The sequence below is a fragment of the Hydrocarboniphaga sp. genome (genome assembly GCF_965279055.1).
Taxonomy (GTDB): domain Bacteria; phylum Pseudomonadota; class Gammaproteobacteria; order Nevskiales; family Nevskiaceae; genus Hydrocarboniphaga.
Genome location: NZ_OZ257125.1, coordinates 4,804,517 through 4,830,181 on the forward strand (window position 1 = coordinate 4,804,517; position 25,665 = coordinate 4,830,181).

The following is a 25,665-nucleotide window of genomic DNA, read 5'->3' on the forward strand; positions in this document are numbered from 1 at the left end:
GAGCGGACCCTGTCCGCGATCTGCTTTACGCGCCCAGTTTGCGCTTCATCGCATCGAAGCTCGCGATCTGCTCGGGTGTCGAGACCGGATAGCGCAGGTCCAGCGACTTCAGCGTCTTGACGATGATTTCGGCGACGGCCAGGCGCATCGCCGACTTGCTGTCGGCCGGGATCGCGTACCACGGCGCCCACTTGCGCGAGGTCGCGTTGATCGCGTCCTCGTAGGCCTGGCTGTACTCGTCCCAGTGCTCGCGCGCACCGAGATCGCCGGCTTCGAATTTCCAGTTCTTTTCCGGCTGCACCAGCCGCGACAGAAAGCGCTGGCGCTGTTCCTCCTTCGACACGTTCAGCCAGAACTTCAGCACGATGGTGCCGCTGCAGGCCAGATGCTGTTCGTGGTCGCGTATCGATCGATAGCGCTGCTTCCATAGCTTGGGCAGTGCCGTCGCATGCGGCAGATGCTGCGCGGCGAGCAGCGCCGGATTCACCCGCGTTACCAGCACCTCTTCGTAGTAGCTGCGGTTGAATACGCCGATCTGGCCGCGCGCCGGCAAGCGGCAGCTGGTGCGCCACAGAAAGTCGTGTTCGAGTTCCTCGTCCGACGGACGCTTGAACGCATGCACGTTGCAGCCGGCCGGATCGACGCCGCTGAGCACCGCTCGTATCGTCGAGTCCTTGCCAGCCGCATCCATCGCCTGAAAGATCAGCAACAGCGAATAGCGGTTGTCCGCGTACAGCACATGTTGCAATTCGGACAGCTCGGCCACCAGGCTCGCGAGTTGTTGCTCGCGCTGCAGCTTGTCGCGCTTCTTGTCGACGATCAGCGTCGGCGCGTCCCTGATGCGGAACTTGCCGCCGAACGAGGTCAGATAGGGACTGTCGACGGCAAACTTCGGCTCGTTCATGGTTTTGCTCGCTCAGGCGCTGGGCAGGACATAGAACAGCACGCAAAAGAAATGCAGCACGCTGCCGGCGAGCACGAATACATGCCAGATCGCGTGGTGATAGCGCAGCGACTGCCAGGAATAGAAGGCGACGCCGCCGCTGTAGGCCAGACCACCGGCCGCGAGCAGGATCAGCCCGCCCATCGGCAGCGCCGTCGCCAGCGGCTTGATCGCGATGATCACGCACCAGCCCATCAGCAGGTACACCGCGAGCGAGACTTTCTCGAAACGCCCGGTCGCGACCAGCTTGAACAGCACGCCGACCAGCGCCAGGCCCCAGGTGAAAGCGAACAGGCTCCAGCCCCAGACACCGTGCAGGGTCACCAGCGTGAACGGCGTGTAAGTGCCGGCGATCAGCAGGTAGATCATCGAGTGGTCGATGATGCGCAGCACGTGTTTGACCCGCGGCATCGGGATCGCGTGATACAGCGTCGAAGCCGTGTACATCATCACCAGCGTGGCGCCGAACACCGCGCAGCTGACGATATGCCAGGCGTCGCCGTACATCGCCGCGCGCGCGACCAGTACGCACAGGCCGGCGACCGCCAGCACCGCGCCGAGGCCATGGGTGATCGCATGCGCGATCTCCTCGCCGATCGAATACAGCGTGTCGCGCGTGGTGACGAGCGCGTTGTGGATGCCGTCGCGCGCGGCATGCAGCGCCGCGTCGATCTCGCTCTCGGGTGAATGCTTGATGCGATCGCTCCGCTGTTTTCTATGTTCGCGGTAACGATACCCGAAGCGCGCCGCCGGGTTTCTCTCTCCCACACGGGGACAGGGTCAACGCCTACCGCGTGCGCGTGGTCTCGTAGAAGTTCGTCGCCACCGAGGCCGTCGACTGGAAGGCGCCGTAAGTCTGATTGCACTGGGCCTCGCTGTAGCCCTGGCGGATCGCGTTCAGGTACGCCGAGTAGTAGTTGAAGGCGGCGGCACACATCGTGTGCAGCTGCACGTCCGGGCCGGTGCTGTTGGCCTCGAAGAATTCCTTGTAGTTGTCGTTGCTGTAGCCGGGGCAGGCGGCGCTGCCGATCAAGGTGTTCGGCCGCGTCGCGAAGCTGGCGCCGCCGCCAGCCGGCGACGGGCTCAGCGCCGAGGCCATGCCGCCGCCTCCGCCACCGGCCGAGCCGATCGCGGCGCTGGTGTTGGACATGCCGTCGACGCCGCCCATGCTGTCCTGCACCGCGCCGGCGAGCAGATTGGCCTGCGTCTGCGAATCCAGCTGGGTGACGCCGCCGATCACCGCGCCGGTGGCCAGCGCGGCGAGCTTGCCCCACTGGAAGCCGTTGTCGGCCTCGGCCTGTTCCTGGGCACGGCGCTGTGCCTCGAGTTGCGCCGCGCGTTGTGCGGCGGCGCGCTGGGCCGCGGCCTGGGCTTCGGCCTGGCGCTGCGCTTCCTGCTGCGCGATGCGTTCCAGCCGCGCCTTTTCTTCGGCCTCGGCCTTGAGCCGCGCGGTCGTGGCGGCGTCGCGGCCGTCATCGAGTTTCTTCTGCTCCATGCGCGCCAGATGCAGCGCGTCGACGCGCTCGCCGCTCAGGTAGCTGCAGGGCTCGGTGATGCCCGGCGTCTCGCCGCTGCACTCGCCCTCGCCCTGCGGCAGCAGACCTTCGAACGCGCCGCGATACACCAGCTGATCGTTGCGCCACAGCTCGCCGTTGCCGACCACCGCCGGCACGCGGTCGGCGGAGAACTCGGCCGCGCGCCATTCGCTCATCACGTGGCCGGGCAGATCCGGCGCGAACTCCTGCAGTCGCACTTCCAGGTCGGCGACATAGCGCAGCCGGTAGCGGCCGTCGACCGACCAGGCATCGAGCCGGTTCGGCGCCGTGGCGCAGTTCGGCCCCCATGGCAGCCAGCCGATCGGCAGCGCCGGCTTGATCGTGCAGTCCGCCGCAGACAGCGCATGCCGCGCCAGCGTCGCCGGCTCCGGGCGCGCCTCGGCCGGCAGCGCGCCGGCCTCGAGCGTGCCGTGATACAGGTAGGCGCCGGCCGGACCGAGCACCGTGTTCGCCGTGGTTTCGATGCGCGTCAGCCCGGCGAGCAGATACGTGGTCGCGTCGTCGGCAACGCCTTCGATCGGTTTGCGCCGTACCGCGTCCTGCGGCGCGCCTTTGCTTTCGACGATCAGGCCGGTGGTTTTATACGAGCCGTCTTCGGCAACGAAATGCGCCTCGGTCGGCGGCACGAAACGCCCGGCCTGGACCTGGCCGTCGATCGCGCCGATGCCCGGATAGATCAGCCGGCCCGGCTGCGCGGTCTTGGACGCGGTCGTGCCGCCGTCGAGCGCGGCGAGCACGATGCCGGTGGCCGGGTTCCACACCGCCAGCGGCGTCACCTGCAGGTCGGCCGCGGCGGTGCCGGCGATCAGGCCGTCGCGGTTCCACACCACCACCGGGCCGAGCGCGCGCACGCGCAGATCGTTGCGGCGCAGCTGCAGCTTGCCGATCAAGGTCGTGCCGTCGGAGAACGTGTAGAGGCCGTCGCTGCTGCCGCTCGCGGCGCCGGCGCAATCGGCTTCGCGCGCGCGCAACGAGGTCAGCTGGCGCTGCGTTTCGCCGCCGGGCAGGAAGCGCACTTCCACCGGCCCCTTGCGGCCTTCGCAGAACGCCAGACCCGTGATCCGCGCGATCGGCGTGCCGGCGGCGTCCAGCGTCGCGCCGATGCCGACGGTCCTGATCGCCGGCTGCCAGTCCGGCGCGGTCAGCTCGTTGTACAGCGCGCGCGCCTCGTCGAACTGCGGATAGCCCGGCACCGGGGCCAGCGCCGGGAATGGCGCGTAGACGGTCGCGGCGGGCGCATCGACGACGACCACCGGCTCCGGCGCGTTCTTCGGCCGCTTGATCGTCGCGATGTCGCCGGCGTCGCCGCTCAGCGCCTGGCGCGCGGCGCGCACACGGTAGTAGTCGGCGCGGTCGGCGGCCTCGACACGCAGCGAGTAGGCGCCGAACTTCTTGCCGTTGGCCGGGCGCACCTCGACCAGCAGGTCGGCCGGGCCTTTCAGCTCGATGCCGCCGCTGGCGCCGTAGTCGCCGCCCTTGTCACCGAGCGACAGCAGATCGCCGTCGGTCCAGCCGGCGTCGACGTATTTGACGGTGACGCTGAGGTCCACGTCGGCCGAGTTCGCGGCGACCGTCAGCACCATGTCCTGCGGCACGCCGACCAGGTGGTAGACGTCGTAGGGAACGCCGAGCAGCGAGCTGGCGTCGGTCTCTTCGAGTTTGCCGTCGATGATGCTGCCGGCTTGCAGCTCGTTGATGACGGCACTGGCCGCGTGCGCCGACGACGATACCGCGCCCAGCAGCGCAGCCAGCAAAACGACGGACCTGCAAGCCATGACTTCCCCTAAGGCGGCTTCCGTCCGTGGATCGTTATTGAGTGCCGGCCGCCCCTGCGGCCGGTGTCGACGAAGCCTGCGCTTCATCACCAACCCGATTATAGAAGTCGGGAAATCCGCGGATGCAAGGCAGCGGACGCGCGGCGTCAGGCCAGCCGCTGCACGTGCAGGGTCACGCCGTCGGCGCCGATGACGCGCACCCTGGTTCCGGCCGGCGCGTCGTCGGCGCAGGCGATGCGCCACTGCGAATCGTCGACGCTGAGCTTGCCGATGCCGTTGACGATGGCCTCGCTCAAGGTGAAATCACGGCCGACATAGGAGTGGCCGCGGCGGTTCAGGGTGGTCTCGTCGGCAGCCGAAGGCTTGCGGCGGAAGCGGCGGAACAGGAAAAAACTGCTCAGTGACAGCACCGCGAACAGCACCACCTGCCATTCCCAGCGGAACTCGAACGCGGCGGTGACCACGCCGACGCACAGTGCCGAAATGCCCATCCACAGAAACACCGCGCCCGGCGCCATCGCCTCCAGCGCCAGCAGCGCGAAGCCGGCGATCCACCAGTGCCAGAAGACGATGTGGGTCAGGTCGATGTTCATGTTGCGAGTGTAGAGCCAAACCGGGGTCGCGGCGTTCCGGTCCCTCGATACGCTCCGCAAGCGGAGCTACTCGGGACGAACGGGGGTGGTGGAGCGGCGTGGGGGGAAAACCCGTTCGTGCCGAGTAGCGGGCTTAGCCCAAGATACGCTCCGCAAGCGGAGCGACCCCGCACAAACGGGGATGGTGGAGCAGTATGAGAAAAGCCCGTTCGTGCCGAGTAGCGGGCGTAGCCCGCGTATCGAGGCACCGGATCGCGGCGCGGCCTATTTGCCGGCCGCTTTCTTCGCCAGCTCCGCAATCCCGCCGATCGCACCGATCACGCTGGCGGCTTCCAGCGGCATCAGCACCAGCTTCTCGTTCGGCGAAGTCGCGATCTTGCCCAGGGCGTCGACGTACTTCAGCGCGACGAAATAATTGATCGCCTGCACGTCGCCGTTGCGGATCGCCTCCGACACCACGCGCGTCGCTTCCGCTTCGGCCTGCGCCGAACGTTCGCGCGCCTCGGCGTCGCGGAACGCCGCTTCCTTGCGGCCTTCGGCTTCCAGCACCGCGGAAATCTTCTGCGCTTCGGCGGCCAGAATCTCCGCGTTGCGCTCGCCTTCGGCCTTCAGGATCGCGGCCTGGCGGAAGCCTTCGGCGTCGAGAATGTTGGCGCGCTTTTCACGCTCGGCCTTCATCTGCCGGCCCATCGACGCGACCAGGTCGGCCGGCGGGCGGATGTCCTTGATTTCGACGCGCGTGACCTTCAGGCCCCAGGGCGTGGTCGCACCGTCGATCACGTTGAGCAGGCGCGCGTTGATGTGGTCGCGCTGGCTGAGCAGCTCGTCCAGATCCATCGCGCCCATCACCGTGCGCAGATTGGTCATCGTCAGCTGCATCACCGCGACTTCAAGGTTCTGCACTTCGTAGGCGGCCTTGGGCGCGTCCAGCACCTGAAAGAACACCACGCCGTCGACGCCGACCATCGCGTTGTCCTTGGTGATGACTTCCTGGCTGGGCACGTCGAGCACCTGCTCCATCATCGACAGCTTGCGGCCGATGCCGTCGACGTAGGGAATCATCCAGTGCAGGCCGGGCGTGAACGTCGCGCGGTACTTGCCGAAGCGCTCGACCGTGTATTCCTTGCCCTGCGGCACGGTGACGATGCCTTTCCACAAGGTCACCAGTGCAAACACCAGGACCGCGATCGCGAAGATGCTCATGTTGTCGCCCCTGCCGATTCGAGCGCCGAGTATGCCTATACCGCGGCGGCGGCGAGCTGCTTGATGCGCTCGACCATCGAGTAGAAGCCGTTGCGGCGGTTCATCGTGATGTGGTTTTCCAACCCCAGCCGGGTGAACACCGCGCCGACGTCGATGTCCAGGATCTGCTGCGGCGTGCGTTCCGACACCACCGCAAACAGCAGCGCAATCAGGCCCTTGACGATGTGCGCGTCGGAGTCGCCGAGAAAGCGCAGCTTCAGCGGCGGGCCGTCCAGGGTTTCGCTTTCCAGCCAGACCTGGCTCATGCAGCCGCGCACCTTGTTGGCCTCGTTGTGCGCTGCTTCCGGCAGTGGCGGCAGCTTGCGGCCGAGCTCGATCAGGTAGCGGTAGCGCTCTTCCCAGTCGCCGAGCATCTCGAAGGTTTCGGCCAGTTCCTCGACTCTTTCATCTGCCTGCATCGCCATCCGTCCGCATTACGTAGCTTATCGTTCGACTCTTATGGTAACGGCAGAACGTCTGCCGCATGCTGGGGTCCATCGCTGCATCGCCAGCCGTAGCCCGGGTGCAACCCGGGGCCGCATCACCACCGAACCCGGGTTCTACCCGGGCTACCACAGCACCGGAGCCAACATGCTGATCCGCATCCCGCCGCCGTCCGCCGTGCGCTCCAGCGAGATCACGCCGGAAGGCCTGTATCGCAACCGCCGCCGTTTTCTGGCCGAGATGGGCATCGGCGCCGTCGGCCTGCTGACCGCCGGCTATACCCAGGCCAAGGACGTGCCGGCCTCGGCCGACGGCCTGCCGCTGAGCATCGCCAAAAAAAGCGAGCGCGCCGGCGGCGAGACGCCGACGCCGTTCGACACCGTCAGCACCTACAACAATTACTACGAATTCGGCACCAACAAGGACGATCCCGCGCAGAATGCCGGCACGCTGAAAACGCGGCCGTGGACCGTGGCGATCAGCGGCGAATGCGAAGCGCCGGGCATGCTCGACCTGGACGCACTGCTGAAGCCGCATGCGATCGAGGAGCGCATCTATCGTCACCGCTGCGTCGAGGCCTGGAGCATCGTCGTGCCCTGGGCCGGCGTGCCGCTGGCCGACGTGCTCAAGCGCTTCAAGCCGACGTCCAAGGCCAAGTACGTCGCCTTCCAGACGATCTACGACAAGGCGCAGATGCCGCAGGCGAAATGGAGCGGCATCGAGCTGCCCTATGTCGAAGGCCTGCGCATCGACGAGGCGATGCACCCGCTGGCGTTCCTGTCGGTCGGCATGTACGGCAAGACCATGCCCAACCAGAACGGCGCGCCGCTGCGGCTGACCATTCCGTGGAAATATGGCTTCAAGAGCATCAAGTCCATCGTCGGCATCCGCTTCGTCGAGGCGATGCCGCCGACCACCTGGAACAAGCTGCAGGCCAGCGAATACGGTTTCTTCTCCAACGTGAACCCCGAAGTGCAGCATCCGCGCTGGAGCCAGAAAAGCGAGCGCCGCCTCGGCGAGCTGTTCAAGCGCCCGACGCTGATGTTCAACGGCTATCCGGAAGTCGCCTCGCTGTATTCCGGCATGGACCTGCGCAAGTTCTATTGAACATGCAAAGTGGGTTATTGAAGCCGCTGACCGCGTGGCGCGCCGCAGCCTGGGCGCTGGGCCTGTATCCGGCCGTGATGCTGGCCTGGGCGTTCACGAATGCCGGGCTGGGCGCCAATCCAGTGGAATTTCTCGAACACAACACCGGCCTGTGGGCGCTGCGCATCCTGCTGGTGTGCCTGGCGATGACACCGCTGCGGCGCTTCACCAAGCGTTCCGAGGCGATCCAGGTGCGGCGCCTGCTCGGGCTGTGGGCCTACTTCTGGGTCACGGTCCATTTCGCGATCTACCTGACCTTCGACCTTGAATGGTCGCTGCGCGAACTCGGCGCCGACCTGATCAAGCGCACCTACATCACGCTGGGCTTCGTCGCCTGGCTGCTGCTGCTGCCGCTGGCCGTGACCTCGACCCGCGGCTGGCAGCGCCGGCTGAAACGCCGTTGGGGACAGCTGCACAAGCTGATCTATCCGGCGGCGCTGCTCGGCGGCGTGCATTTCTTCTGGCTGGTGAAATCCGACGTGCGCGAGCCGCTGCTGTACATCGGCATCTGGGCGGCGCTGATGTTGCTGCGGATCAAGCCGCGCGCGGCCGCCGCCAAACCGAAATCCGCGACGGGCTTATAATCGCCGCCCGTTTTCATCAGGCGAGCCTAACGTGCCCCGTCATTCCGGCCGCGCTGCCGACCAGCTTCGTCCCATCTCGATCACCCGCTCCTTCACGCGCCATGCCGAAGGTTCGGTGCTGATTTCCTACGGCGACACGCGCGTGCTGTGCACCGCCAGCGTCGAAGAGCGCGGTCCGGCCTGGAAGAAGGACGGCGGCTGGGTCACCGCCGAATACGGCATGCTGCCGCGCGCCACGCATACCCGCGGCCGCCGTGAAGCGGCGCAGGGCAAGCAGTCCGGCCGCACGCAGGAAATCCAGCGCCTGATCGGCCGCTCCTTGCGCGCGGTGGTGGATCTGTCCGCGCTCGGCGGTTTCTCGATCACCGTCGACTGCGATGTGCTGCAGGCCGACGGCGGCACGCGCACCGCGAGCATCACCGGCGCCTATGTCGCGATGGTCGACGCGGTCGCGGCGATGCGCAGACGCGGTCAGCTCAAGACCAACCCGATCCACGGCCAGGTCGCCGCAGTGTCGGTCGGCATCCACGCCGGCGCGCCGGTGCTGGACCTCGATTACATCGAGGATTCGGCCTGCGAATGCGACATGAACGTGGTCATGAACGAGGCCGGGCATTTCATCGAGGTGCAGGGCACCGCCGAAGGCCACGCCTTCCGCCGCGACGAACTCGATCGCCTGCTGGATCTGGCGAGCAAGGGCATCGGCGAACTGCTCGCCGCGCAGCGCGAGGCGCTCGGCGTCTGATCGCGCGCTGATACAAACCCGCTCGCCATGGAAGTCGTCCTCGCCAGCCGCAACGCCAAAAAGCTCGCCGAAATGCAGGCTTTGCTGACGCCGCTGGGCTGGCAGCTGCGACTGGTCAGCGACTACACCATTGATGCCGCGGTCGAATCCGCATCGAGCTTCGTCGAGAATTCGCTGATCAAGGCGCGGCATGCGGCGCAGGTCTCCGGCCTGCCGGCGATCGCCGACGATTCCGGGCTGGAAGTCGCCGCGCTCAACGGCGCGCCCGGCGTCTATTCGGCGCGCTATGCCGGCGAAAAAGCCAGCGATGCCGACAACAACGCCAAGCTGCTCGACGCGCTCGAAGGCCTGGACGAGAGCCAGCGCGCCGCGCGTTTCGTCTGCGTGCTGACGTTCATGCGGCATGCCGCGGACCCGACGCCGGTGATCGCGGAGGGTTACTGGAGCGGCCGCATTCTCGACGCGCCGCACGGCGAAAAAGGCTTCGGCTACGACCCGCTGTTCTTCGTACCCGAACACCGCTGCAGCTCGGCGCAGCTCGCGCCGGAAGTGAAGAACCGCTGCAGCCATCGCGCGCTCGCCACGGCCGCACTGCTGGCGCGCCTGCGCAGCGCGCAGTGAAACTCGCGCAGCTGGCGCAAGCGCCGGCACTGGACGCGTCGCAGATTCCGCTGGCCTTGTACGTGCACTTTCCGTGGTGCGTGCGCAAATGCCCGTACTGCGATTTCAACTCGCATGCAGTGCGTGGAGAGATCCCGGAAGACGCGTATGTCGACGCCTTGCTGCGCGATCTCGATTTCGAACTGCCGCAGCCGCGCGACATCGGCAGCATCTTCATCGGCGGCGGCACGCCCAGCCTGTTATCCGGCCGCGCGCTGGCGCGCTTTCTCGACAGCGCCGCAAAAAAACTGCGGTTCGCGAGCGATATCGAAATCACCCTGGAAGCCAATCCCGGCGCCGTCGACGAAGCGCATTTTCGCGACTACCGCGCCGCCGGCGTCAATCGGCTGTCGATCGGCGTGCAATCGATGGATGCGGCGCAACTCCGGCGGCTCGGCCGCATCCACGATCCGGCCGCAGTGCATTCGGCTGTCGCGGTCGCGCGCCGTGCCGGCTTCGACAATCTGAATCTGGACCTGATGTTCGCGCTGCCGCAGCAGACCCCAGCCGAGGCCGATGCGGACTTGGCGGCGGCGCTGGCGCTGGAGCCCGAGCATCTGTCGTATTACCAGCTGACCCTGGAGCCGAACACCGAATTCGCCGCGCGTCCGCCGCCGCTACCGGCCGACGACGATGCCTGGACCATGCAGCAACAGGGCGTCGCGCGGCTCGCCGCCGCCGGGTTCACGCGCTACGAAGTCAGCGCCTATGCGCGCGCCGGCCGCCGCGCGCGGCACAACCTGAACTACTGGCGTTTCGGCGACTATCTCGGCATCGGTGCCGGCGCGCACGCCAAGCTCAGCGACGAGCGTGGCGCGCGCCGCCGCGCGCGCCACAAGCATCCGAAGACTTACATCGAGACCGCCGGCACCGCCCGGATGCTGCAGGAAGACCGCCTGGTCGGCCACGACGAGCTGGTGTTCGAGTTCTGCATGAACGCGCTGCGGCTCGACCAGGGCTTCGAGTGGCGCGACTTCGAGACCCGCACCGGCTTGAACCGGGCGGTGATCGAACAGGCGCTGGCCGCCGCGCAGCGCAAGGGCCTGGTCGAACTGGGAGAGGCCGGCGTGGTGCCGACCACGCTGGGGCTGCAGCATCTGAATACACTGCTGACAGGGCTGTTGTAGCCCGGGTGCAACCCGGGGCTGCGCGGCCGATTGGAATCCAAGCCGGGTTTCACCCGGGCTACCAGGAGTCACCATGCTCGAAGAAGCCGACATCACCTGTCCATACTGCTGGGAGACGATCCCGCTGGAGCTGGACCTGTCGGCCGGCTCGCAGACCTATACCGAGGACTGCTCGGTGTGTTGCCGGCCGATCATCGTCAGCCTGCGGGTCGATGACGAAGGCGGCTTCGAGGTCGACGGTCGCACCGAGGACGAATAGCGGCGACCCGTTGCGCCGGGCCGGCGGCTTGAGTAGACTGCGCGCCCTTTTGTGTTTTCCGGCTGGTTTACAGATGAAAGACGGTATCCACCCCGAGTATCGTGCGGTCGCCTTCAAAGACGTCGGCGCCGACCAGGTTTTCATCGTCCGCTCGACGGTGCAGACGCGCGACAAGACCACGATCGACGGCGTCGAGTACCCGCTCGTGAACCTCGATATCTCCAGCGTCAGCCACCCGTTCTACACGGGCAAGCAGAAAGTGCTGGACGTCGGCGGCCGCGTCGACAAGTTCCGCAAGCGCTACGCCTAAACCGCATCGCTGCACCGACGGCCGCCTCCGGGCGGCCGTTTGCGTTGCCGGCAAAAAAAATCGCGGCGGTCGGGACTGGAAAAATCGACCCGGGTTGGCTGTGGCGTCAGTCCGGCGCTATCTGACTGCGTTGTAAGCAGGCGTCTGTAAGAGCGATAATTGCACTGCAACATCCACCCCGATTTTTGGTTCGATTCAACGACGGCCCGTCAGGCCGATGCCCCTCCGGCTGACGAGTGGCGTCCACGGCGGCATCGCGGAGTCGGCCGAACCCACGCAGGTTTGGAGCGATAGGATGACCCAAGCGACATACAGCCTCGTCAACAACGAATCCGGCGAGAAGACCGAACTTCCGCTGGTCACCGGCACCATCGGCACGCCGGGCGCCGACGTTGGCAAGGTCTACGACAAGCTGGGCATCTTCACCTACGACCCGGGTTTCACCTCGACCTGCTCGACCAAGAGCGCGATCACCTACATCGACGGTGACGAGGGCATCCTGCTGTACCGCGGCTACCCGGTCGACCAGCTCGCCGAGCATTCCAGCTTCATCGAAGTCTGTTATCTGGTGCTGCACGGCGAGCTGCCGAAGAAGGCCGAGCTCGAAGCCTTCGAGAGCTCGATCCGCCGTCACACGATGATCAACGAAGGCGTCAAGCGCTTCTTCGACGGCTTCTATCACGACGCCCATCCGATGGCGATGATGACCGGCGTCACCGGTGCGCTGTCGGCGTTCTACCACGACACCACCAACAACAAGGACGAGCGTCATCGCGAGATCTTTGCGCATCGCATGATCGCCAAGATTCCGACGATCGCGGCCGCGGCCTACAAGAAGTTCTACGGCCAGCCGTTCATGCATCCGCAGAACAACCTCGACTATTGCAGCAACCTGCTGCAGATGATGTTCGCGGTGCCGGCCGAGCCCTACGTCGTCGATCCGGTCGCCGCCAAGGCGCTGGACGTGCTGTTCATCCTGCACGCCGACCACGAGCAGAACGCGTCGACCTCGACGGTGCGCATGGCCGGCTCTACCGGCTGCAACCCTTACGCCGCGATCAGCTCCGGCATCGCCGCGCTGTGGGGCCCGCTGCATGGCGGCGCCAACGAAGCCGTGCTCAACATGCTCGACGAAATCGGCGACGCCAAGCACGTGCCGGCGTTCATGCAGAAGGTCAAGGACAAGGTCGAAGGCGTGCGCCTGATGGGCTTCGGCCATCGCGTCTACAAGAACTTCGATCCGCGCGCCAAGATCATCCGCGAGCAGTGCCACAAGGTGCTCAAGCACCTGGGCAAGGAAAACGATCCGAAGATGGAGCTGGCGCTCAAGCTCGAGGAAATCGCGCTCAACGACGACTACTTCAAGTCGCGCAAGCTGTACCCGAACGTCGACTTCTACTCCGGCATCATCTACGAAGCGCTGGGCATTCCGGTCAACATGTTCACGCCGATGTTCGCGGTCGCCCGCACCGTCGGCTGGTGCGCGCACTGGAGCGAAATGACCGCCGACAAGACCACGCGCATCGCCCGTCCGCGCCAGGTCTACACCGGTGCGGCGACGCGTGACTACGTGGCTTGCGACAAGCGCTGAGTTGTAGCGGCTTGTATGAAAAAGCCCGGCGAAAGCCGGGCTTTTTTGTGGCTGCGCTTGTTGCTTGCTGTTGCGGCTATCAAGAAACTCCGTTCGTCCCGAGTAGCGGGCTTTGCCCGCGTATCGAGGGATCCGACCGATCTTGATGCGCCCTTTCGATCCGGTCCCTCGATACGCCGCTGCGCGGCTACTCGGGACGAACGGAGCATCCGCAGGATGCAAAGCCTCAGTCGTAAGCCTCGCCCTCACTCGCCAGCTCGATCGGCTCCTCCGCCAGCCGCTCGGCCTGCTCCAGCGTCAGTCGCTTCATCGGCAGGCCGTCGTGCGGCGACAGCGGCGCGCGGCGCAGGTCTTCGACCGGGAACATCGCCATCTCGATGCCGATGTCGCCGGCCATGAACTCGCAGGTCGGGACGTCTTCGATGCGGCCGTCGGGATAGCGATAGCGGCGGTCGTTGGTCTCGTAGGGAATGTTGCGATCCTGCAGGAACATGTCGAGCATCTCCGGCTTGTCGGCGAAGCCGTGCAGCCGCACGCGGTGCGCGTCGGTGACCGCGCCGCTGACCGCGGCACCGACCATGCGCGGATTGAAATCGCGCAGCAGTTTCATCGCGCGCACCGCGGTGCGGCGCAGCGCCTGCAGGTGCCCGGCGTACTCGGCGCCGCCGAACAGCCGCTGGTATTCGATCACCGCTTCGTGGATCAACGCGTTGTCGGGCATCTGCGAACGCGCGCTGAGGCCGAGGCGCTCGGCGGCCTTGTGCTTGGCCTGCTTGTAGTCGGTCAGCCGCTCCTCGCAAATGAGGCGGGCGGCCTCGGCCACGATCTCGCGTTGGAAGCCTATCGCGCGCTTGCCCATGGTCGTATCCGGGTCGGTTCCGATTTGCAGGGCCACGCATTCGCGGCCCCGGGTATGGATATCACGGATTACGCGGCGGCGGAATGGGGACGTGGATAAGGTGACGATTTCCTGGGCTTAGAACAGATCGTCCTCGCCCACCGCCTTCTCGCGCGGCGCCTGCTGCGCCTCGGTCTGCGCCTGCTGCAGGCGCTCGGCCGGGATGTTTTCCGGCACAGCGCCCGGGGTGTCGTTGGCGACCAGATGGCCACTGCGCGGGTCGACCGCGACCGCCACCAGCGAGTCCGGCTTGGGGATCACCGTTTCCGGCAGGCCCTTGAGCGCGGCGCGCATGAAGTCCATCCACATCGGCAGCGAGGCCTTGCCGCCGACTTCGCCGCGGCCCAGCGGCTGCGGCTGGTCGAAGCCAACCCAGCTGATCGCGACCAGCTGGCTGGTGAAGCCGTTGAACCAGGCATCGGTCTCGTCGTTGGTGGTGCCGGTCTTGCCGCGGATGTCGCCGCGGCCCAGCGCCTTGGCCTGCGCCGCGGTGCCGCGGGTGACGACCTCGCGCAGGATGTCGTCGACCATCCACACGTAGCTGGCATCGACCACGCGCGGCGCCAGGCCTTCGCCGGACGGCTGCGCCACCGGCGCATTGGCCGAGGCGGCGCCGGACGCGGCGGGCGCCATGCTGCCGCCGGCGATTCGGCCGCTGGTATTGACGATCATCTGCGCGCATTCCGGGCAGGCGACCTTGGGTTTGGCCTTGAACACGGTCTGGCCGCGCGAGTCGTCGATCTGGTCAATGAAGTAGGGCTCGACCAGGAAGCCGCCGTTGGCCAGCGCGCTGTAGGCGCGCGCCATTTCCATCGGCGTGAACGTGCCGCTGCCGAGCGCCATCGACAGGTCGCGCGGCATGCGGTCCTTGGGCAGGCCGAAGCGGCTGATGAAGTCGCGCGCGTAGTCGACGCCGACGGCCTGCAGCAGCCGCACCGACACTAGGTTGCGCGACTGCACCAGCGCCTCGCGCAGGCGCATCGGGCCCTTGAAGTCGCCGCCGTAGTTTTCCGGCCGCCACGCGGATTCCAGGTTGGCGTCGTCGAACACCACCGGTGCGTCGAGCACCACCGAGGCCGGCGTGAAACCGAACTGGAACGCCGATGTGTACAGGAAAGGCTTGAAGCCCGAGCCGACCTGGCGGTGCGCCTGCAGCACGCGGTTGTACTTGTTGAGCAGGAAGTCGTAGCCGCCGACCAGCGACACCAGCGAGCCATCACGCGGGTCCAGCGCCACCAGCGCGCCCTGCGCCTCCGGCAGCTCGGCGAGCTTCCAGCGCTCGCCGTCGCGGCGCACGCGCAGCACGTCGCCGCGCTGCACCGGTTTTTTCGCCGACAGCCGGGCCCAGGCGTAGTCCTCGGGCGCCAGCTCGACCAGGCCGCTACGTGCCAGCAGCTGCAGCGGCTTGCCGGGCTCGAACGCGACCACCGCCGCCGGCACCAGGCCGGCGGCGCTCGGCAGCGCGTCGAGGAACGCGCCCAGGCCCTGGGTGCTCGGCTTGGCCAGCGTGGTTTCGGCGAGCAGGCGTTCCGGCAGACGGGTCTCGGCCCCGCGCCAGCCGTGGCGCTCGTCGTAGGCGATCAGCGCACTGCGCAGCGCGCGATTCGCCGCGGCCTGGCGCGTGGAATCGATCGTCGTCGTCACGCGGTAGCCGCCGGTGTAGGCGGCTTCGCCAAAGCGGCCGACCATGTCGGCGCGCACCATTTCGGCGACGTAGTGCGCGTCGACCTCGACCAGCGGCAGCGAGAACTTCAGCGTCACCGGCTCGGCGATGCCGGCCTGGTAGTCCAGCTCGGAGATCTTGTTCAGATCACGCAGCCGGCGCAGCACGTAGTTGCGACGCTCCTTGGCGCGCTCCGGCGCGCTAACCGGGTTATCGCGGCTCGGCGCTTTCGGCAGGCCGGCGAGCATCGCGGCCTGTGCCCAGCTCAGCTCGTCGGGCTCGACACCGAAATACACCAGCGAGGCGGCGCCGACACCGTAGGCGCGCTGGCCGAGGAAGATCTTGTTGAGATAGGTCTCGAGGATCTCCTGCTTGCTCAGCTCGTGCTCGAGCTTGGTCGCCAGCAAGATTTCCTTGAACTTGCGCACATAGCTGCGCTCCGGCGAGAGGAACACGTTGCGCGCCAGCTGCATGGTGATGGTGCTGCCGCCCTGGCTTTTCTGGCCGGTGGTGGCCAGCACGAAGCCGGCGCGCAGCAGCCCTTTCCAGTCGAAGCCGGGATGTTCGAAGAAGCGGTCGTCCTCGGCGGCGAGGAAGGCGTCGATGACACGCTGCGGGATTTTGTCGAAGCGCATCGGCGCGCGACGTTCGGCGCCGAATTCGCCGATCAGTTTCGCGTCGCGCGTGTAGACCCGCAGCGGCACCTGCAGCTGGATGTCGCGGATCGCCGCCACTGACGGTAATTGCCGGCCGTAATGCCACTTGGCAGCGAAGAACACGCCGGCCAGCAGCAAAGCACCCACAAGCACCACGCCCCCCAGTATCAACAGCATGCGGCTCGGCAATCTCAAAGAAAGCTTCTCCTGTTCACGACGTTCCCAGCGACTGCCGACCGCAAGCAAAAGATCCCGGACCCAAGATCCAGACCGCTCTCGAAGACCTATTGAAAATGTGCAGCGCCGCACACCGCCACGCGTTTCGACAAGACAACGCAAGCTATTGTTGCTTCATCGATTTCCTCGGCTATATTAAGGCCGGGAGCCGGCTGCGTCACACCCGGCGGGAGTTGCCGGCTTATCGGCAGGCACAGGGTTAGGACGCAACATGTCGATCATGCAATCGCTGTTCGGCTCAGGGAACCGGGACCTGATCGGCCTCGACATCAGCTCCAGCGCCGTCAAGCTGCTGGAGCTGTCGCGTCGCGGCGATCGCTTTCACGTCGAAACCTACGCCATCGAGCCGCTACCGCCCAACGCGGTGGTCGACAAGCAGATCGTCGACGAGAAAGTCGTCGGCGAATGTATTGCCCGCGCGGTGAACCGCTCCGGAACACGCACCCTGCAGGTGGCGCTGGCGGTGTCCGGCGCCTCGGTGATCACCAAGGTCATCCAAATGCCGGCCTCGCTCAGCGAGCATGACCTGGAAGAGCAGATCAAGGTCGAGGCCGACCAGTACATCCCTTATTCGATCGACGAAGTGCATCTGGATTTCCAGGTGCTGGGCGCGAGCAATGTCGGCAGCGCCGGTATCGGCAGCGTCGACGTGCTGCTCGCCGCCTGCCGCAAGGAGCAGGTCGAGCAGCGCTGCGGCGCGGCCGAAATCGCCGGCCTGACGCCGCGCATCGTCGATATCGAGAACAATGCGCTGCAGAACGCCAGCCTGTTCCTGCAGCACCAGATGCCCGACGGCGGCCGCGGCAAGACCATCGCCCTGGTCGACATGGGGGCCACCACCACCAGCGTGCTGGTGCTGCACGACCTGCAGTCGGTGTACACGCGCGAGCAGAGCTTCGGCGGCCGCCAGCTCAGCGACGACATCATGCGCTACTACGGTCTGAGCCCTGAGGAAGCGGCCAAGGCCAAGCGCTTCAACAGCCTGCCCGAGGACTATTCGTTCAACGTGCTGATGCCGTTCGTCGCTGACATGGGCCAGCAGATCGACCGCTCGCTTCAGTTCTTCTTCGCCTCGTCGTCACAGCACACTCAGATCGACCAGATCATTCTCGCCGGAGGCTGCGCCGAAATCGCCGGCGTCGACCAGGCGATACAGGAGCAGCTGCACATTCCGACCGTGGTCGCCAAGCCGTTCGCGCACATGAGCGTCAGCCCCAAAGCCAAACCGGCCCAGCTGGCCAAGGATGCGGCCTCATTGCTGCTGGCCTGCGGCCTGGCGTATCGCGCCTTCGATCCGGCCTGAGCCCGCCATGATCATCCGCATCAACCTGCTGGACTGGCGCTCGGAACGGCGCGAGCTGCGCAAGCGCCAGTTCAACGTGATGCTCGCCGCCGCCGCGGTGACCTCGGCCGGCCTGGTCGCAATCAGCATCATGCTCGCCGGCAACGCGGTGGATCACCAGAACGCGCGCAACGAATACCTGCGCCAGCAGATCGCCGAAGTCGATCTGAAGATCAAGGAGATCCAGGAGCTGGAGAAGGTCAAGCGCAACCTGCTGTCGCGGATGCGCGTGATCGAGGAGCTGCAGGCTTCGCGCAGCGCCACCGTGCATTTCTTCGACGAGCTGGTGAACACCCTGCCCGAAGGCGTGAACCTGACCTCGGTGAAGCAGACCGGCACCGGCGTGGTCATCGAGGGCATCGCCGAATCCAATGCGCGCGTGTCGACCTACATGAAGAATCTGGACGCGTCGAAATGGTTCGCCGACCCCAAGCTGGTGGTGATCAAGACCAGTGAGAAGAACAGCCAGCGCCAGAGCGAATTCCAGCTGCAGGTGAAGAACCTGACCAAGCCCAGCGACACCGCCGCAGTCGGCAGCGACGAGGTGCTGGAATGAAGCTCAATCAGCCGGTCAAGCTGCCCAGCTTCAACGTCGACCTGGGCAAGGCCTGGGGCGAGCTGCAGTCGCTGGACGCGCAGAATCCCGGCGCCTGGCCGACCTGGATCCGCGTCGCCGCGGCCCTGCTGCTGGCGCTGATCATCATCGGCGGCGGCTGGTATTTCTGGGTGCAGCCCAAGCGCGAGGAACTGGCTGCTGCCGAGGCCCAGGAAACCGATCTGCGCGGCGAGTTCGAGCGCAAGCAGAAGAAAGTCGCCGCACTCGACGCCTACAAGGAACAGCTCAAGGAAATGGAGCGCAGCTTCGGCGCGATGCTGCGCCAGTTGCCGAGCCGCACCGAAGTCGCCAACCTGCTCGCCGACATTTCACAGACCCGCGTCGCCAGCGCGCTGGAAGAAGAACTGTTCCAGCCGCAGCCGGAAACGCCCAAGGATTTCTACGCCGAAATCCCCAACCGCATCATCGTCACCGGTGGCTATCACGAGATGGGCGCTTTCGTCAGCGCGGTCGCGGCGCTGCCGCGCATCGTCACGATCGACGAAGTCGAGTTGAAGCCGGCCGGTGGCAGCGCGCCCAAGGGCGAGCTGCGCATGACCGCGCTGGCCAAGACCTATCGCTATCTCGACGAAGGCGAAGTGGCCGCCGCCGGAGCCAAGAAATGAGCGCGCTGCGGGTCACGCCATTGCTGCTCGCGCTGCTGCTGGCCGGTTGCGGCAAGGGCATGGACGATCTCGAGCAGTGGGTATCCGAGGTCAAGTCGCGCAAGTCGACGACGATCGCGCCGATTCCGCAGATCAAGCCCTACGAGGCTTTCAGCTACGAAGTCGCCGGGCGTCGCGATCCCTTCGTGCCGGTGGAGCCGCAGCGGCCGGCGACCGCGGCCGGCGGCAGCGGCCCGCAGCCGGACTTCAAGCGCAACAAGGAAGCGCTGGAGGAATACCCGGTCGACGCGCTGCGCATGCAGGGCACGATCCGCACGCCGCACGCGGTGTACGCGCTGGTCAAGGCGCCCGACGGCGTGCTGCACCGGGTCGGTGTCGGCAGCCACATGGGGCAGAACTACGGTGAGGTGAAAACCATCACCGATACGGAAATCACGCTGTCAGAGCTCGTCGCCGACGGCTTCGGTGGCTGGCTGCAGCGCGCGGCCGTGCTCGCACTGTCGGAATGAGGGGAGTCGCATCGATGAAGCTGCAACACAGTCTGCACCGGTTCAAACGACGCTACGCCGGCCTGATCGCCTGGTTCACGATGGCGGTGCTGGCCCTGCTCGGCCTGCTGGCGATGCCGCCGGCGCATGCGCAGCCCGAAGGCGCCGCGCCGCCGGCGCGCGCGCTGCAATCGGTCGACGCCGCCTCGCTGGCCAACGGCCGCGTGCTGATCACCCTGACGATGTCGCTGCCGGCGCCCGAGCCGGTGGTGTTCACCACCGACAAGCCGGCGCGGCTGTCGCTGGATCTGCCGGATACGCGGCTGAGCCTGGCCGAGCACTATCGCCGCGTGAACGTCAGCCGGGTGCGTGCGATCGCCACCGCCGAGGCCAGGGACCGCACCCGCGTCGTCGTCGAACTCAACGATCTGGCGCCGTACAGCGTGCGCGTCGACGGCAATAAGGTGTTTCTGCAGATCGCCGGTCCGGCCGAAGCGGCCAGCGCGATGAGCCAGATGATGTCGCCGCAGCCCGGCGTTATGCCGCCGATGCCGGCGACCCTGAGCGCCGCGCCGGTGGCCGGTGCCGCCGCCTCGACCGCGCTGGTGACGGCGCCGGCCTCGACCGCCAAGCAGCCGGCGACGATCACCAACATCGACTTCCGCCGCGGCGAAAAAGGCGAAGGCCGCGTCGTCGTCACGCTGAACAATCCGCAGGCCGCGGTCGACGTCAGCGACGAGGGTGGGCACATCCGCGCGCGGTTTCGCAATGTCGGCGTCACCGGCGCGCTGCTGCGCCGGCTCGACGTGCTCGACTTCGCCACGCCGGTCAAATTCATCGACACGCAGCGTAGCGGCATGGACGCCGAGATCGTGGTCACGCCGGTCACCGGCACCGACTACGAACAGGTCGCCTACCAGAGCGGCAACCTGTTCACGATCGAGCTGCAGCCGCTGAACGCGTCGCAGAAGGAAGAGCGCAAGCGCAACGAGCCGCAGTACACCGGCGAGCGCATTTCGCTGTCGTTCCAGAGCATCGACATCCGCAGCCTGCTGCAGATCATCGCGGACGTGGCGGGCACCAACATGGTCGTGTCCGACAGTGTCAACGGCGAGATCGCGATGCGCCTGCAGAACGTGCCCTGGGACCAGGCGCTGGACATCATCCTGCGCACCAAGGGCCTGGGCATGCGCCAGCAGGGCAACGTGATGATGGTCGCGCCGCTCGCCGAGCTGGCCGAGCGCGACAAGGTCGAGGCCGAGGCCGAGAAGCAGAAGATCGAACTGGCGCCGGTGCGCAGCGAGCTGGTGCAGGTGAACTACGCCAAGGCCGCCGACGTCGCCGCGCTGCTCAAGGCCGGCGACAACTCGATCCTCTCCGAACGCGGCCGCGTGTCGATCGACGAGCGCACCAATACGCTGCTGATCCTGGAGACGCGCGACAAGCTCACCGAGATCCGCGCGCTGATCGCGCGCCTCGATATCCCGGTCAAGCAGGTCTTGATCGAGTCGCGCATCGTCATCGCCAACAACGACTACTCGCGCGAACTCGGCACGCGCTTTGGCGTCAGCGCGGTCGCGCGCAACGGCAAGAACGGCCTGATCACCACCTCCGGCAGCGCCGCCGCGACCGACACCACCACCAGCAGCTTCATCAGCAATGGCAACGGCAGCGCTTCGCTGGGTACGCTGGAAAACCGCTACAACGTCAGCCTGCCGACCAGCAGCCCCAGCGCCGGCCGCATCGCGCTGGCGATCCTCGGCTCGGATTACCTGGTCGACCTGGAACTCTCGGCGATGCAGGCCGAGGGCCGCGGCGAAATCCAGTCGACGCCGCGCGTGATCACCAGCAACGCCAAGCAGGCCTCGATCGAGCAGGGCGTCGAGATCCCGTACCAGGAAGCCGCCAGCAGCGGCGCGACCTCGGTGTCGTTCAAGAAGGCGGTGCTGTCGCTGAGCGTGACGCCGCAGATCACGCCGGACGACCGCATCATCATGGACCTGACCGTCAACAACGACAGCGTCGGCCAGACCTACACCACCACCAGCGGCGCGGCGATCCCGTCGATCGACACGCGCAAGGTCACGACGCAGGTATTGGTGCAGAACGGCCAGACCGTGGTGCTCGGCGGCATCTACCAGCAGGAGAACCGCAACACCGTCAACAAGATTCCGCTGCTCGGCGACATCCCGATCCTGGGCGCGGCGTTCCGCAACCGCACCACGGTCAACAACAAGGACGAGCTGCTGATCTTCGTGACGCCGAAGATCCTGCGCGAAGGCCTGCAGATCAATTGAGCCCGTCGCTCGTCGTGGCACCGGCCCGGCCCTACGATCGGTTAGAGAAGACCTACCGCTACGGCGCTTCGCGGCCGTCGGCACCGACCGGCGCGTGCAAGTGCTTGGCTATACTGGGCGTCTGCCTCCTGCCTGTCTTGCCATGAACCTCGGTCCTGCCCTACGCGGCGCCAGCCTGATTGCCGCTCTTTTCCTGGCTGCCTGCGGCAGCAGTGACGACGGCGGCGGCCTGCTCGACGGCGACGACGGCAGCGGCAGTAGTTCCAAGTACGACGTGCTGCTCGACGGCCCCGACTGCGTCGAGCCGGGCGTCACCGCCAGCGGCTACACCGCGACCGTGACCACGCTCAGCGGCGCTGTCGCCAAGAACGTGTTCGTCGCGATCACCGCGGCCGCCGGCACCACCAGCGCCGGTACGATCCGCGCGACCACGCCCGAGGGCACGACGCGCCTCGGCGGCGCCAACACCGACACCAGCGGCATCGTGCCGTTCACCTATACGCCGCCCAGCGACGCCATCCGCGACTCGGTCGCGGTGACGATCACCGCCGCGGTCAAGGTCAGCGATGCCACCGTCGGCACCGTCGATTATCCGGTCGAGCTGCATCCGACGACCAAGCCGGTGGTTACCGTGGCAGGCCCGAAGAACGCCTCCGGCGTGCGCCAGTCCTCGGGCAGCGTGACCGCGGCTTCCGGCGCGTTGCTGCCGGATTTCGTCGCCACGGTGTCGCGTCCGGCCAGCGGCTGTGGCACAGGCGGGCGCCTGTCCGGCGCTTCGATCGCGGTGACGCCGACCCTGGCCTCCGCCGCGGTGCGCCTGGTCGAGGACACCAGCCTGATCGACGGCACCGCCGCCTTCGACTACATCGCGCCGACCGTGACCGCGGCGACCCTCGACACCTTGAGCGTCGTCGCCACCTATAACGGCGTCGCCAGCGACGCGGCGACGTTCAGGCTGACGGTGGCGCCGCCGCCGGATCCGGACACGACCACGATCACGATCGCCGGTCCGAGCACCGCCTCGGCCAGCCAGACCCAGACCGGTTACACCGCGCTGGTGCAGTCGGTGGCCGCCGACGGCACCAAGCTGGCGCGGCCGAACACGGCGATCAACTTCACGCTGTCCGACGGCGGCACGATCACGCCGGCCGCCAATGCCAGCGGCCAGATCGGGGTTACCGATAGCTTCGGCAAAGTCACGTTCACGGTCGCGCCGAAGAGCTCGACCACGGCCAACCAGAACATCACCATCACCGCGGCCGCCGACACCACCACCGACACCACGCTGAAGACCTCCTGCGCGCTGACCGGCAGCGTCTGCAGCGGCACGTTCAAGGTCACCGTGCAGCCCGACGTGTTCAAGTTCACCGCGCCGGTCTACGGCTCCAGCGGCACCGTCGGCACGCCGAATGCGGTGGCGCTGGCGATGCTGTGGACCACCACCGGCGGCGCCGGCGTGCCGGGCTGCGTCAACCTGGCCGCGACGTTCAGCGGCAGTGGTACCAGCACCTATCTGCTGGAAATCAACGGTGACCCGGTGCCCGCGGCACAGACGCGCCAGGTGCAGCTCGGCAGCGACGGCGCGTTCCAGGTGCCGGTCAAGGTGCTGTCCGACCGCTCCGGCTTCGTCCAGGTCACCGCCACCGAGAACCGGACCTGCGGCAGCGGCACCAGCAGCGGCACGCTGAGCGCCACCACCGGCGTGCAGTTTGTCGACGAGATCTGCACCACCACCAGCGATGGCCGCAACTGCGTCGATCTGCAGGCGCCGCTGCGCACGCTGGCGTCGCCGGATGCCTCCGGCAACCAGCGCAGCGTCGCGCTGAGCTTCACCGTGCTCAACAGCGCCTACTCGCCAGTCGACGGCGCCCAGGTGCTGTTCTCGGTGGTGTCGCCGGCCGCCAGCGGCGATCCCAACGAGCGCGTGTTCCCGGGCGGCGGCACCACCAATGCCAACGGCGTCGCCTCGTCCAGCTACTACGTGCCGACCTTGTCCCTGGCCTCGGGTCAGTCGGTGCCGGTGACGGTGCAGGCCTGCGTGCGCAAGAACGCGACCAGCAGCGACAGCGCCTCGCAGGTCTGCAGTACGCGGCAGATCGAAATCGTCGGCCCGGATTGATGAGCAAAACGAATATTTTTCTGGTGGGACCGATGGGTGCGGGCAAGACCACGGTGGGCAAGCGCCTGGCCGAAACCCGCGGCATGGAATTCATCGACAGCGACAACGAAATCGAGATTCGCACCGGCGTCGACATTCCGCTGATCTTCGAAAAGGAAGGCGAGGAAGGTTTCCGCAAGCGCGAGAAACTGGTGATCGCCGAGCTGGCGCAGCGCAGCCAGGTGGTGATCGCCACTGGCGGCGGCGCCGTGCTCGACGCCGACAGCCGCCAGTGGCTGGCGGCGCGCGGCCTGGTGGTCTACCTCTACGCCAGCGTCGACCAGCAGCTGCAGCGCACCGCGCGCACCGATCACCGGCCGCTGCTGCAGAACGTGCCCGACCGGCGCGAAACCCTGCAGCAGCTGTTCGACGTGCGCGACCCGCTGTATCGCGAGATCGCCGACCTGGTGGTGCATACCGACGGGCGCAACGCGCGCGTGCTCGCGCGTGAAATCGAAGATCATATCGACCGGCCGGCTACCGCTCTCTAACGCTGCAACCACGCACCGACTCCCGCTTGAACAACACCCGCGTCCTCAAAGTCGAGCTTGGCGCTCGCAGTTACCCGATCCGCATCGGCAAGGGCATCGCCGGCGGCGACAGCGCATACCCTGAGGCCCAGGGCCGGCCGCTGCGCGTGATTACCGACAGCAACGTCGCGCCGCTGTATCTGGACGCGCTGCTGTCGGCGCTGGACATCGGCCGCGACAGCGTGTTCGTGCTCAACGCCGGCGAGACCAACAAGACCTGGGATTCGGCCGGCGACATCCTCGACTGGCTGCTGGCGTCGCGACTGTCGCGCGACGGCTGCCTGGTCGCGCTCGGCGGCGGCGTCGTCGGTGATCTGGCCGGCTTCTGCGCGGCGATCTACCAGCGCGGCATCGACTTCATCCAGGTACCGACGACCTTGCTGGCGCAGGTCGATTCCTCGGTCGGCGGCAAGACCGGCGTCAACCACGCGCGCGGCAAGAACATGGTCGGCGCGTTTCACCAGCCGCTGGCGGTGATTGCCGACACCGACAGCCTGAAGACCCTGCCCCGGCGCGAGCTGCTGGCGGGCCTGGCCGAAGTGATCAAGTACGGCATGCTCGCCGACAGCCTGCTGTTCGAATGGCTGGAGAACAATCTCGATCGCATCCTGGCGCTGGATTCAAACGCGCTGGCCGAAATCATCGAGCGCTGCTGCGCGATCAAGGCGCGCATCGTCGGCCTCGACGAGCGCGAGACCGGCAGCGGCCCGCGTGCGCTGCTGAATCTCGGCCACACCTTCGGCCATGCGATCGAAACCCATACCGGCTACGGTGAATGGCTGCACGGCGAGGCGGTCGCCACCGGCCTGTGCCTGGCCGCGGACCTGTCGGCGCGCCACGGCTGGATCACCGACGCGGTGGCGGCACGCTGCGTCGCGCTGATCGCGCGCAGCGGCCTGCCGGTCAAACCGCCGGCTGGCATGCGCGCCGCGGACTTCCGCAATCTGATGGGCCTGGACAAGAAAGTGCAGAACGGCAAGCTGCGCCTGATCCTGCTGCGCGGCCTCGGCGACGCGATTTTGAGTTCGGACTTCGACGCCGAGCTGCTCGACGAGACGCTGCAGGCGGCCTGCGCTGTTTGATTCCTTCTCCCTCCGGGAGAAGGTGGCCCGAAGGGCCGGATGAGGGACTCGCAGCGCGGAACTGGCTTGCGGCTAAGCTGCGACACCCTCACCCGGCGCTGCGCGCCGACCTCTCCCG

The 25,665-nt window shown here is 66.8% G+C and carries 24 protein-coding genes; 16 read left to right on the forward strand and 8 right to left on the reverse strand.

The window, feature by feature from the left end:
- Positions 1 to 25: 25 nt before the first annotated feature.
- The 6 genes from ACQZF9_RS21530 to ACQZF9_RS21555 form a co-directional block, all read right to left on the reverse strand.
- The gene (locus tag ACQZF9_RS21530; RefSeq protein ID WP_428311015.1) at positions 26 to 904 is read right to left on the reverse strand and encodes a PPK2 family polyphosphate kinase; all 879 of its coding nucleotides are present in this window, start codon (positions 902 to 904) and stop codon (positions 26 to 28) included.
- A gap of 12 nt (positions 905 to 916) precedes the next feature.
- The gene (trhA, locus tag ACQZF9_RS21535) at positions 917 to 1,711 is read right to left on the reverse strand and encodes a PAQR family membrane homeostasis protein TrhA (RefSeq protein WP_428311016.1); all 795 of its coding nucleotides are present in this window, start codon (positions 1,709 to 1,711) and stop codon (positions 917 to 919) included.
- A 19-nt stretch (positions 1,712 to 1,730) separates the two neighbouring features.
- Positions 1,731 to 4,274: a hypothetical protein gene (locus ACQZF9_RS21540; RefSeq protein WP_428311017.1), complete on the reverse strand. Its 2,544-nt coding sequence runs from the start codon at positions 4,272 to 4,274 to the stop codon at positions 1,731 to 1,733.
- Positions 4,275 to 4,420: 146 nt separating this feature from the next.
- Entirely contained in the window at positions 4,421 to 4,867 is a 447-nt protein-coding gene (locus ACQZF9_RS21545; RefSeq protein WP_428311018.1) for an NfeD family protein, read from the reverse strand.
- Positions 4,868 to 5,131: 264 nt separating this feature from the next.
- Positions 5,132 to 6,070, reverse strand: a complete 939-nt coding sequence (locus tag ACQZF9_RS21550) for an SPFH domain-containing protein (RefSeq protein ID WP_428311019.1) — start codon at positions 6,068 to 6,070, stop codon at positions 5,132 to 5,134.
- A gap of 35 nt (positions 6,071 to 6,105) precedes the next feature.
- Positions 6,106 to 6,528 carry a SufE family protein gene (locus ACQZF9_RS21555; RefSeq protein ID WP_428313475.1) on the reverse strand — a complete coding sequence of 141 codons (423 nt, stop codon included), beginning with the start codon at positions 6,526 to 6,528 and terminating at the stop codon, positions 6,106 to 6,108.
- A gap of 175 nt (positions 6,529 to 6,703) precedes the next feature.
- On the opposite strand from ACQZF9_RS21555, the gene msrP reads away from it, so the two are divergent.
- The 8 genes from msrP to ACQZF9_RS21595 all read left to right on the forward strand — a co-directional run bounded on the left by msrP (position 6,704) and on the right by ACQZF9_RS21595 (position 12,975).
- Positions 6,704 to 7,660 carry a protein-methionine-sulfoxide reductase catalytic subunit MsrP gene (gene msrP, locus ACQZF9_RS21560; RefSeq protein ID WP_428313476.1) on the forward strand — a complete coding sequence of 319 codons (957 nt, stop codon included), beginning with the start codon at positions 6,704 to 6,706 and terminating at the stop codon, positions 7,658 to 7,660.
- Positions 7,661 to 7,662: 2 nt separating this feature from the next.
- Positions 7,663 to 8,283: a sulfite oxidase heme-binding subunit YedZ gene (locus tag ACQZF9_RS21565; RefSeq protein WP_428311020.1), complete on the forward strand. Its 621-nt coding sequence runs from the start codon at positions 7,663 to 7,665 to the stop codon at positions 8,281 to 8,283.
- A 31-nt stretch (positions 8,284 to 8,314) separates the two neighbouring features.
- A complete protein-coding gene (gene rph / locus ACQZF9_RS21570; protein ID WP_428311021.1) occupies positions 8,315 to 9,028 on the forward strand; it encodes a ribonuclease PH in 714 nt (237 codons plus the stop codon).
- Positions 9,029 to 9,055: 27 nt separating this feature from the next.
- The gene (gene rdgB / locus ACQZF9_RS21575) at positions 9,056 to 9,649 is read left to right on the forward strand and encodes an RdgB/HAM1 family non-canonical purine NTP pyrophosphatase (protein WP_428311022.1); all 594 of its coding nucleotides are present in this window, start codon (positions 9,056 to 9,058) and stop codon (positions 9,647 to 9,649) included.
- On the forward strand, positions 9,646 to 10,815 hold the full coding sequence (gene hemW, locus ACQZF9_RS21580) for a radical SAM family heme chaperone HemW (protein WP_428311023.1): 1,170 nt from the start codon (positions 9,646 to 9,648) through the stop codon (positions 10,813 to 10,815). The genes rdgB and hemW overlap by 4 nt, the downstream gene beginning before the upstream one ends.
- A 73-nt stretch (positions 10,816 to 10,888) precedes the next feature.
- Positions 10,889 to 11,074 (forward strand): CPXCG motif-containing cysteine-rich protein, encoded by a 186-nt coding sequence (locus ACQZF9_RS21585; protein WP_428311024.1) that lies wholly within the window; start codon positions 10,889 to 10,891, stop codon positions 11,072 to 11,074.
- 73 nt (positions 11,075 to 11,147) lie between these two features.
- A complete protein-coding gene (locus ACQZF9_RS21590) occupies positions 11,148 to 11,384 on the forward strand; it encodes a type B 50S ribosomal protein L31 (protein WP_299697309.1) in 237 nt (78 codons plus the stop codon).
- 295 nt (positions 11,385 to 11,679) lie between these two features.
- Positions 11,680 to 12,975, forward strand: coding sequence for a citrate synthase (locus ACQZF9_RS21595; RefSeq protein WP_428311025.1), 1,296 nt, complete (start codon positions 11,680 to 11,682; stop codon positions 12,973 to 12,975).
- Positions 12,976 to 13,201: 226 nt separating this feature from the next.
- Here ACQZF9_RS21595 and ACQZF9_RS21600 read toward each other — a convergent pair whose 3' ends face one another.
- Together ACQZF9_RS21600 and ACQZF9_RS21605 are read right to left on the reverse strand one after the other, a co-directional pair.
- Complete coding sequence (locus ACQZF9_RS21600) at positions 13,202 to 13,834, reverse strand: hypothetical protein (protein ID WP_428311026.1); 633 nt, start codon at positions 13,832 to 13,834, stop codon at positions 13,202 to 13,204.
- Positions 13,835 to 13,951: 117 nt separating this feature from the next.
- Positions 13,952 to 16,369, reverse strand: coding sequence for a penicillin-binding protein 1A (locus ACQZF9_RS21605; protein WP_428311027.1), 2,418 nt, complete (start codon positions 16,367 to 16,369; stop codon positions 13,952 to 13,954).
- Between the two features lie 271 nt (positions 16,370 to 16,640).
- Between ACQZF9_RS21605 and ACQZF9_RS21610 the strand changes: the two genes are divergently transcribed.
- From ACQZF9_RS21610 to aroB, 8 genes are all read left to right on the forward strand, one after another.
- Positions 16,641 to 17,732 (forward strand): pilus assembly protein PilM, encoded by a 1,092-nt coding sequence (locus ACQZF9_RS21610; protein WP_428311028.1) that lies wholly within the window; start codon positions 16,641 to 16,643, stop codon positions 17,730 to 17,732.
- A gap of 7 nt (positions 17,733 to 17,739) precedes the next feature.
- Positions 17,740 to 18,327 (forward strand): PilN domain-containing protein, encoded by a 588-nt coding sequence (locus ACQZF9_RS21615; protein ID WP_428311029.1) that lies wholly within the window; start codon positions 17,740 to 17,742, stop codon positions 18,325 to 18,327.
- Complete coding sequence (locus tag ACQZF9_RS21620) at positions 18,324 to 18,992, forward strand: type 4a pilus biogenesis protein PilO (protein ID WP_428311030.1); 669 nt, start codon at positions 18,324 to 18,326, stop codon at positions 18,990 to 18,992. Before ACQZF9_RS21615 ends, ACQZF9_RS21620 begins: the two co-directional genes overlap by 4 nt.
- Positions 18,989 to 19,501 carry a pilus assembly protein PilP gene (locus tag ACQZF9_RS21625; RefSeq protein ID WP_428311031.1) on the forward strand — a complete coding sequence of 171 codons (513 nt, stop codon included), beginning with the start codon at positions 18,989 to 18,991 and terminating at the stop codon, positions 19,499 to 19,501. The genes ACQZF9_RS21620 and ACQZF9_RS21625 overlap by 4 nt, the downstream gene beginning before the upstream one ends.
- Before the next feature lie 14 nt (positions 19,502 to 19,515).
- Positions 19,516 to 21,777 carry a type IV pilus secretin PilQ gene (gene pilQ / locus ACQZF9_RS21630; protein WP_428311032.1) on the forward strand — a complete coding sequence of 754 codons (2,262 nt, stop codon included), beginning with the start codon at positions 19,516 to 19,518 and terminating at the stop codon, positions 21,775 to 21,777.
- Positions 21,778 to 21,919: 142 nt separating this feature from the next.
- The gene (locus ACQZF9_RS21635; protein ID WP_428311033.1) at positions 21,920 to 23,896 is read left to right on the forward strand and encodes a hypothetical protein; all 1,977 of its coding nucleotides are present in this window, start codon (positions 21,920 to 21,922) and stop codon (positions 23,894 to 23,896) included.
- The gene (gene aroK / locus ACQZF9_RS21640) at positions 23,893 to 24,426 is read left to right on the forward strand and encodes a shikimate kinase AroK (protein ID WP_428311034.1); all 534 of its coding nucleotides are present in this window, start codon (positions 23,893 to 23,895) and stop codon (positions 24,424 to 24,426) included. The genes ACQZF9_RS21635 and aroK overlap by 4 nt, the downstream gene beginning before the upstream one ends.
- 26 nt (positions 24,427 to 24,452) lie before the next feature.
- Positions 24,453 to 25,547: a 3-dehydroquinate synthase gene (gene aroB, locus ACQZF9_RS21645; RefSeq protein ID WP_428311035.1), complete on the forward strand. Its 1,095-nt coding sequence runs from the start codon at positions 24,453 to 24,455 to the stop codon at positions 25,545 to 25,547.
- Positions 25,548 to 25,665 lie beyond the last annotated feature (118 nt).

What these genes read in the sequence shown, in the direction of transcription:
- ACQZF9_RS21615 (WP_428311029.1), top strand. Translation starts at nt 17,740, where the DNA reads ATGATCATCCGCATCAACCTGCTGGACTGGCGCTCGGAACGGCGCGAG.
- ACQZF9_RS21590 (WP_299697309.1), top strand. Translation starts at nt 11,148, where the DNA reads ATGAAAGACGGTATCCACCCCGAGTATCGTGCGGTCGCCTTCAAAGAC.
- ACQZF9_RS21545 (WP_428311018.1), bottom strand. Translation starts at nt 4,867, where the DNA reads ATGAACATCGACCTGACCCACATCGTCTTCTGGCACTGGTGGATCGCC.
- ACQZF9_RS21625 (WP_428311031.1), top strand. Translation starts at nt 18,989, where the DNA reads ATGAGCGCGCTGCGGGTCACGCCATTGCTGCTCGCGCTGCTGCTGGCC.
- ACQZF9_RS21530 (WP_428311015.1), bottom strand. Translation starts at nt 904, where the DNA reads ATGAACGAGCCGAAGTTTGCCGTCGACAGTCCCTATCTGACCTCGTTC.
- rdgB (WP_428311022.1), top strand. Translation starts at nt 9,056, where the DNA reads ATGGAAGTCGTCCTCGCCAGCCGCAACGCCAAAAAGCTCGCCGAAATG.
- ACQZF9_RS21605 (WP_428311027.1), bottom strand. Translation starts at nt 16,369, where the DNA reads ATGCTGTTGATACTGGGGGGCGTGGTGCTTGTGGGTGCTTTGCTGCTG.
- ACQZF9_RS21595 (WP_428311025.1), top strand. Translation starts at nt 11,680, where the DNA reads ATGACCCAAGCGACATACAGCCTCGTCAACAACGAATCCGGCGAGAAG.
- ACQZF9_RS21610 (WP_428311028.1), top strand. Translation starts at nt 16,641, where the DNA reads ATGTCGATCATGCAATCGCTGTTCGGCTCAGGGAACCGGGACCTGATC.
- ACQZF9_RS21600 (WP_428311026.1), bottom strand. Translation starts at nt 13,834, where the DNA reads ATGGGCAAGCGCGCGATAGGCTTCCAACGCGAGATCGTGGCCGAGGCC.
- ACQZF9_RS21585 (WP_428311024.1), top strand. Translation starts at nt 10,889, where the DNA reads ATGCTCGAAGAAGCCGACATCACCTGTCCATACTGCTGGGAGACGATC.
- ACQZF9_RS21540 (WP_428311017.1), bottom strand. Translation starts at nt 4,274, where the DNA reads ATGGCTTGCAGGTCCGTCGTTTTGCTGGCTGCGCTGCTGGGCGCGGTA.
- ACQZF9_RS21550 (WP_428311019.1), bottom strand. Translation starts at nt 6,070, where the DNA reads ATGAGCATCTTCGCGATCGCGGTCCTGGTGTTTGCACTGGTGACCTTG.
- ACQZF9_RS21620 (WP_428311030.1), top strand. Translation starts at nt 18,324, where the DNA reads ATGAAGCTCAATCAGCCGGTCAAGCTGCCCAGCTTCAACGTCGACCTG.
- ACQZF9_RS21555 (WP_428313475.1), bottom strand. Translation starts at nt 6,528, where the DNA reads ATGCAGGCAGATGAAAGAGTCGAGGAACTGGCCGAAACCTTCGAGATG.
- pilQ (WP_428311032.1), top strand. Translation starts at nt 19,516, where the DNA reads ATGAAGCTGCAACACAGTCTGCACCGGTTCAAACGACGCTACGCCGGC.
- ACQZF9_RS21565 (WP_428311020.1), top strand. Translation starts at nt 7,663, where the DNA reads ATGCAAAGTGGGTTATTGAAGCCGCTGACCGCGTGGCGCGCCGCAGCC.
- ACQZF9_RS21635 (WP_428311033.1), top strand. Translation starts at nt 21,920, where the DNA reads ATGAACCTCGGTCCTGCCCTACGCGGCGCCAGCCTGATTGCCGCTCTT.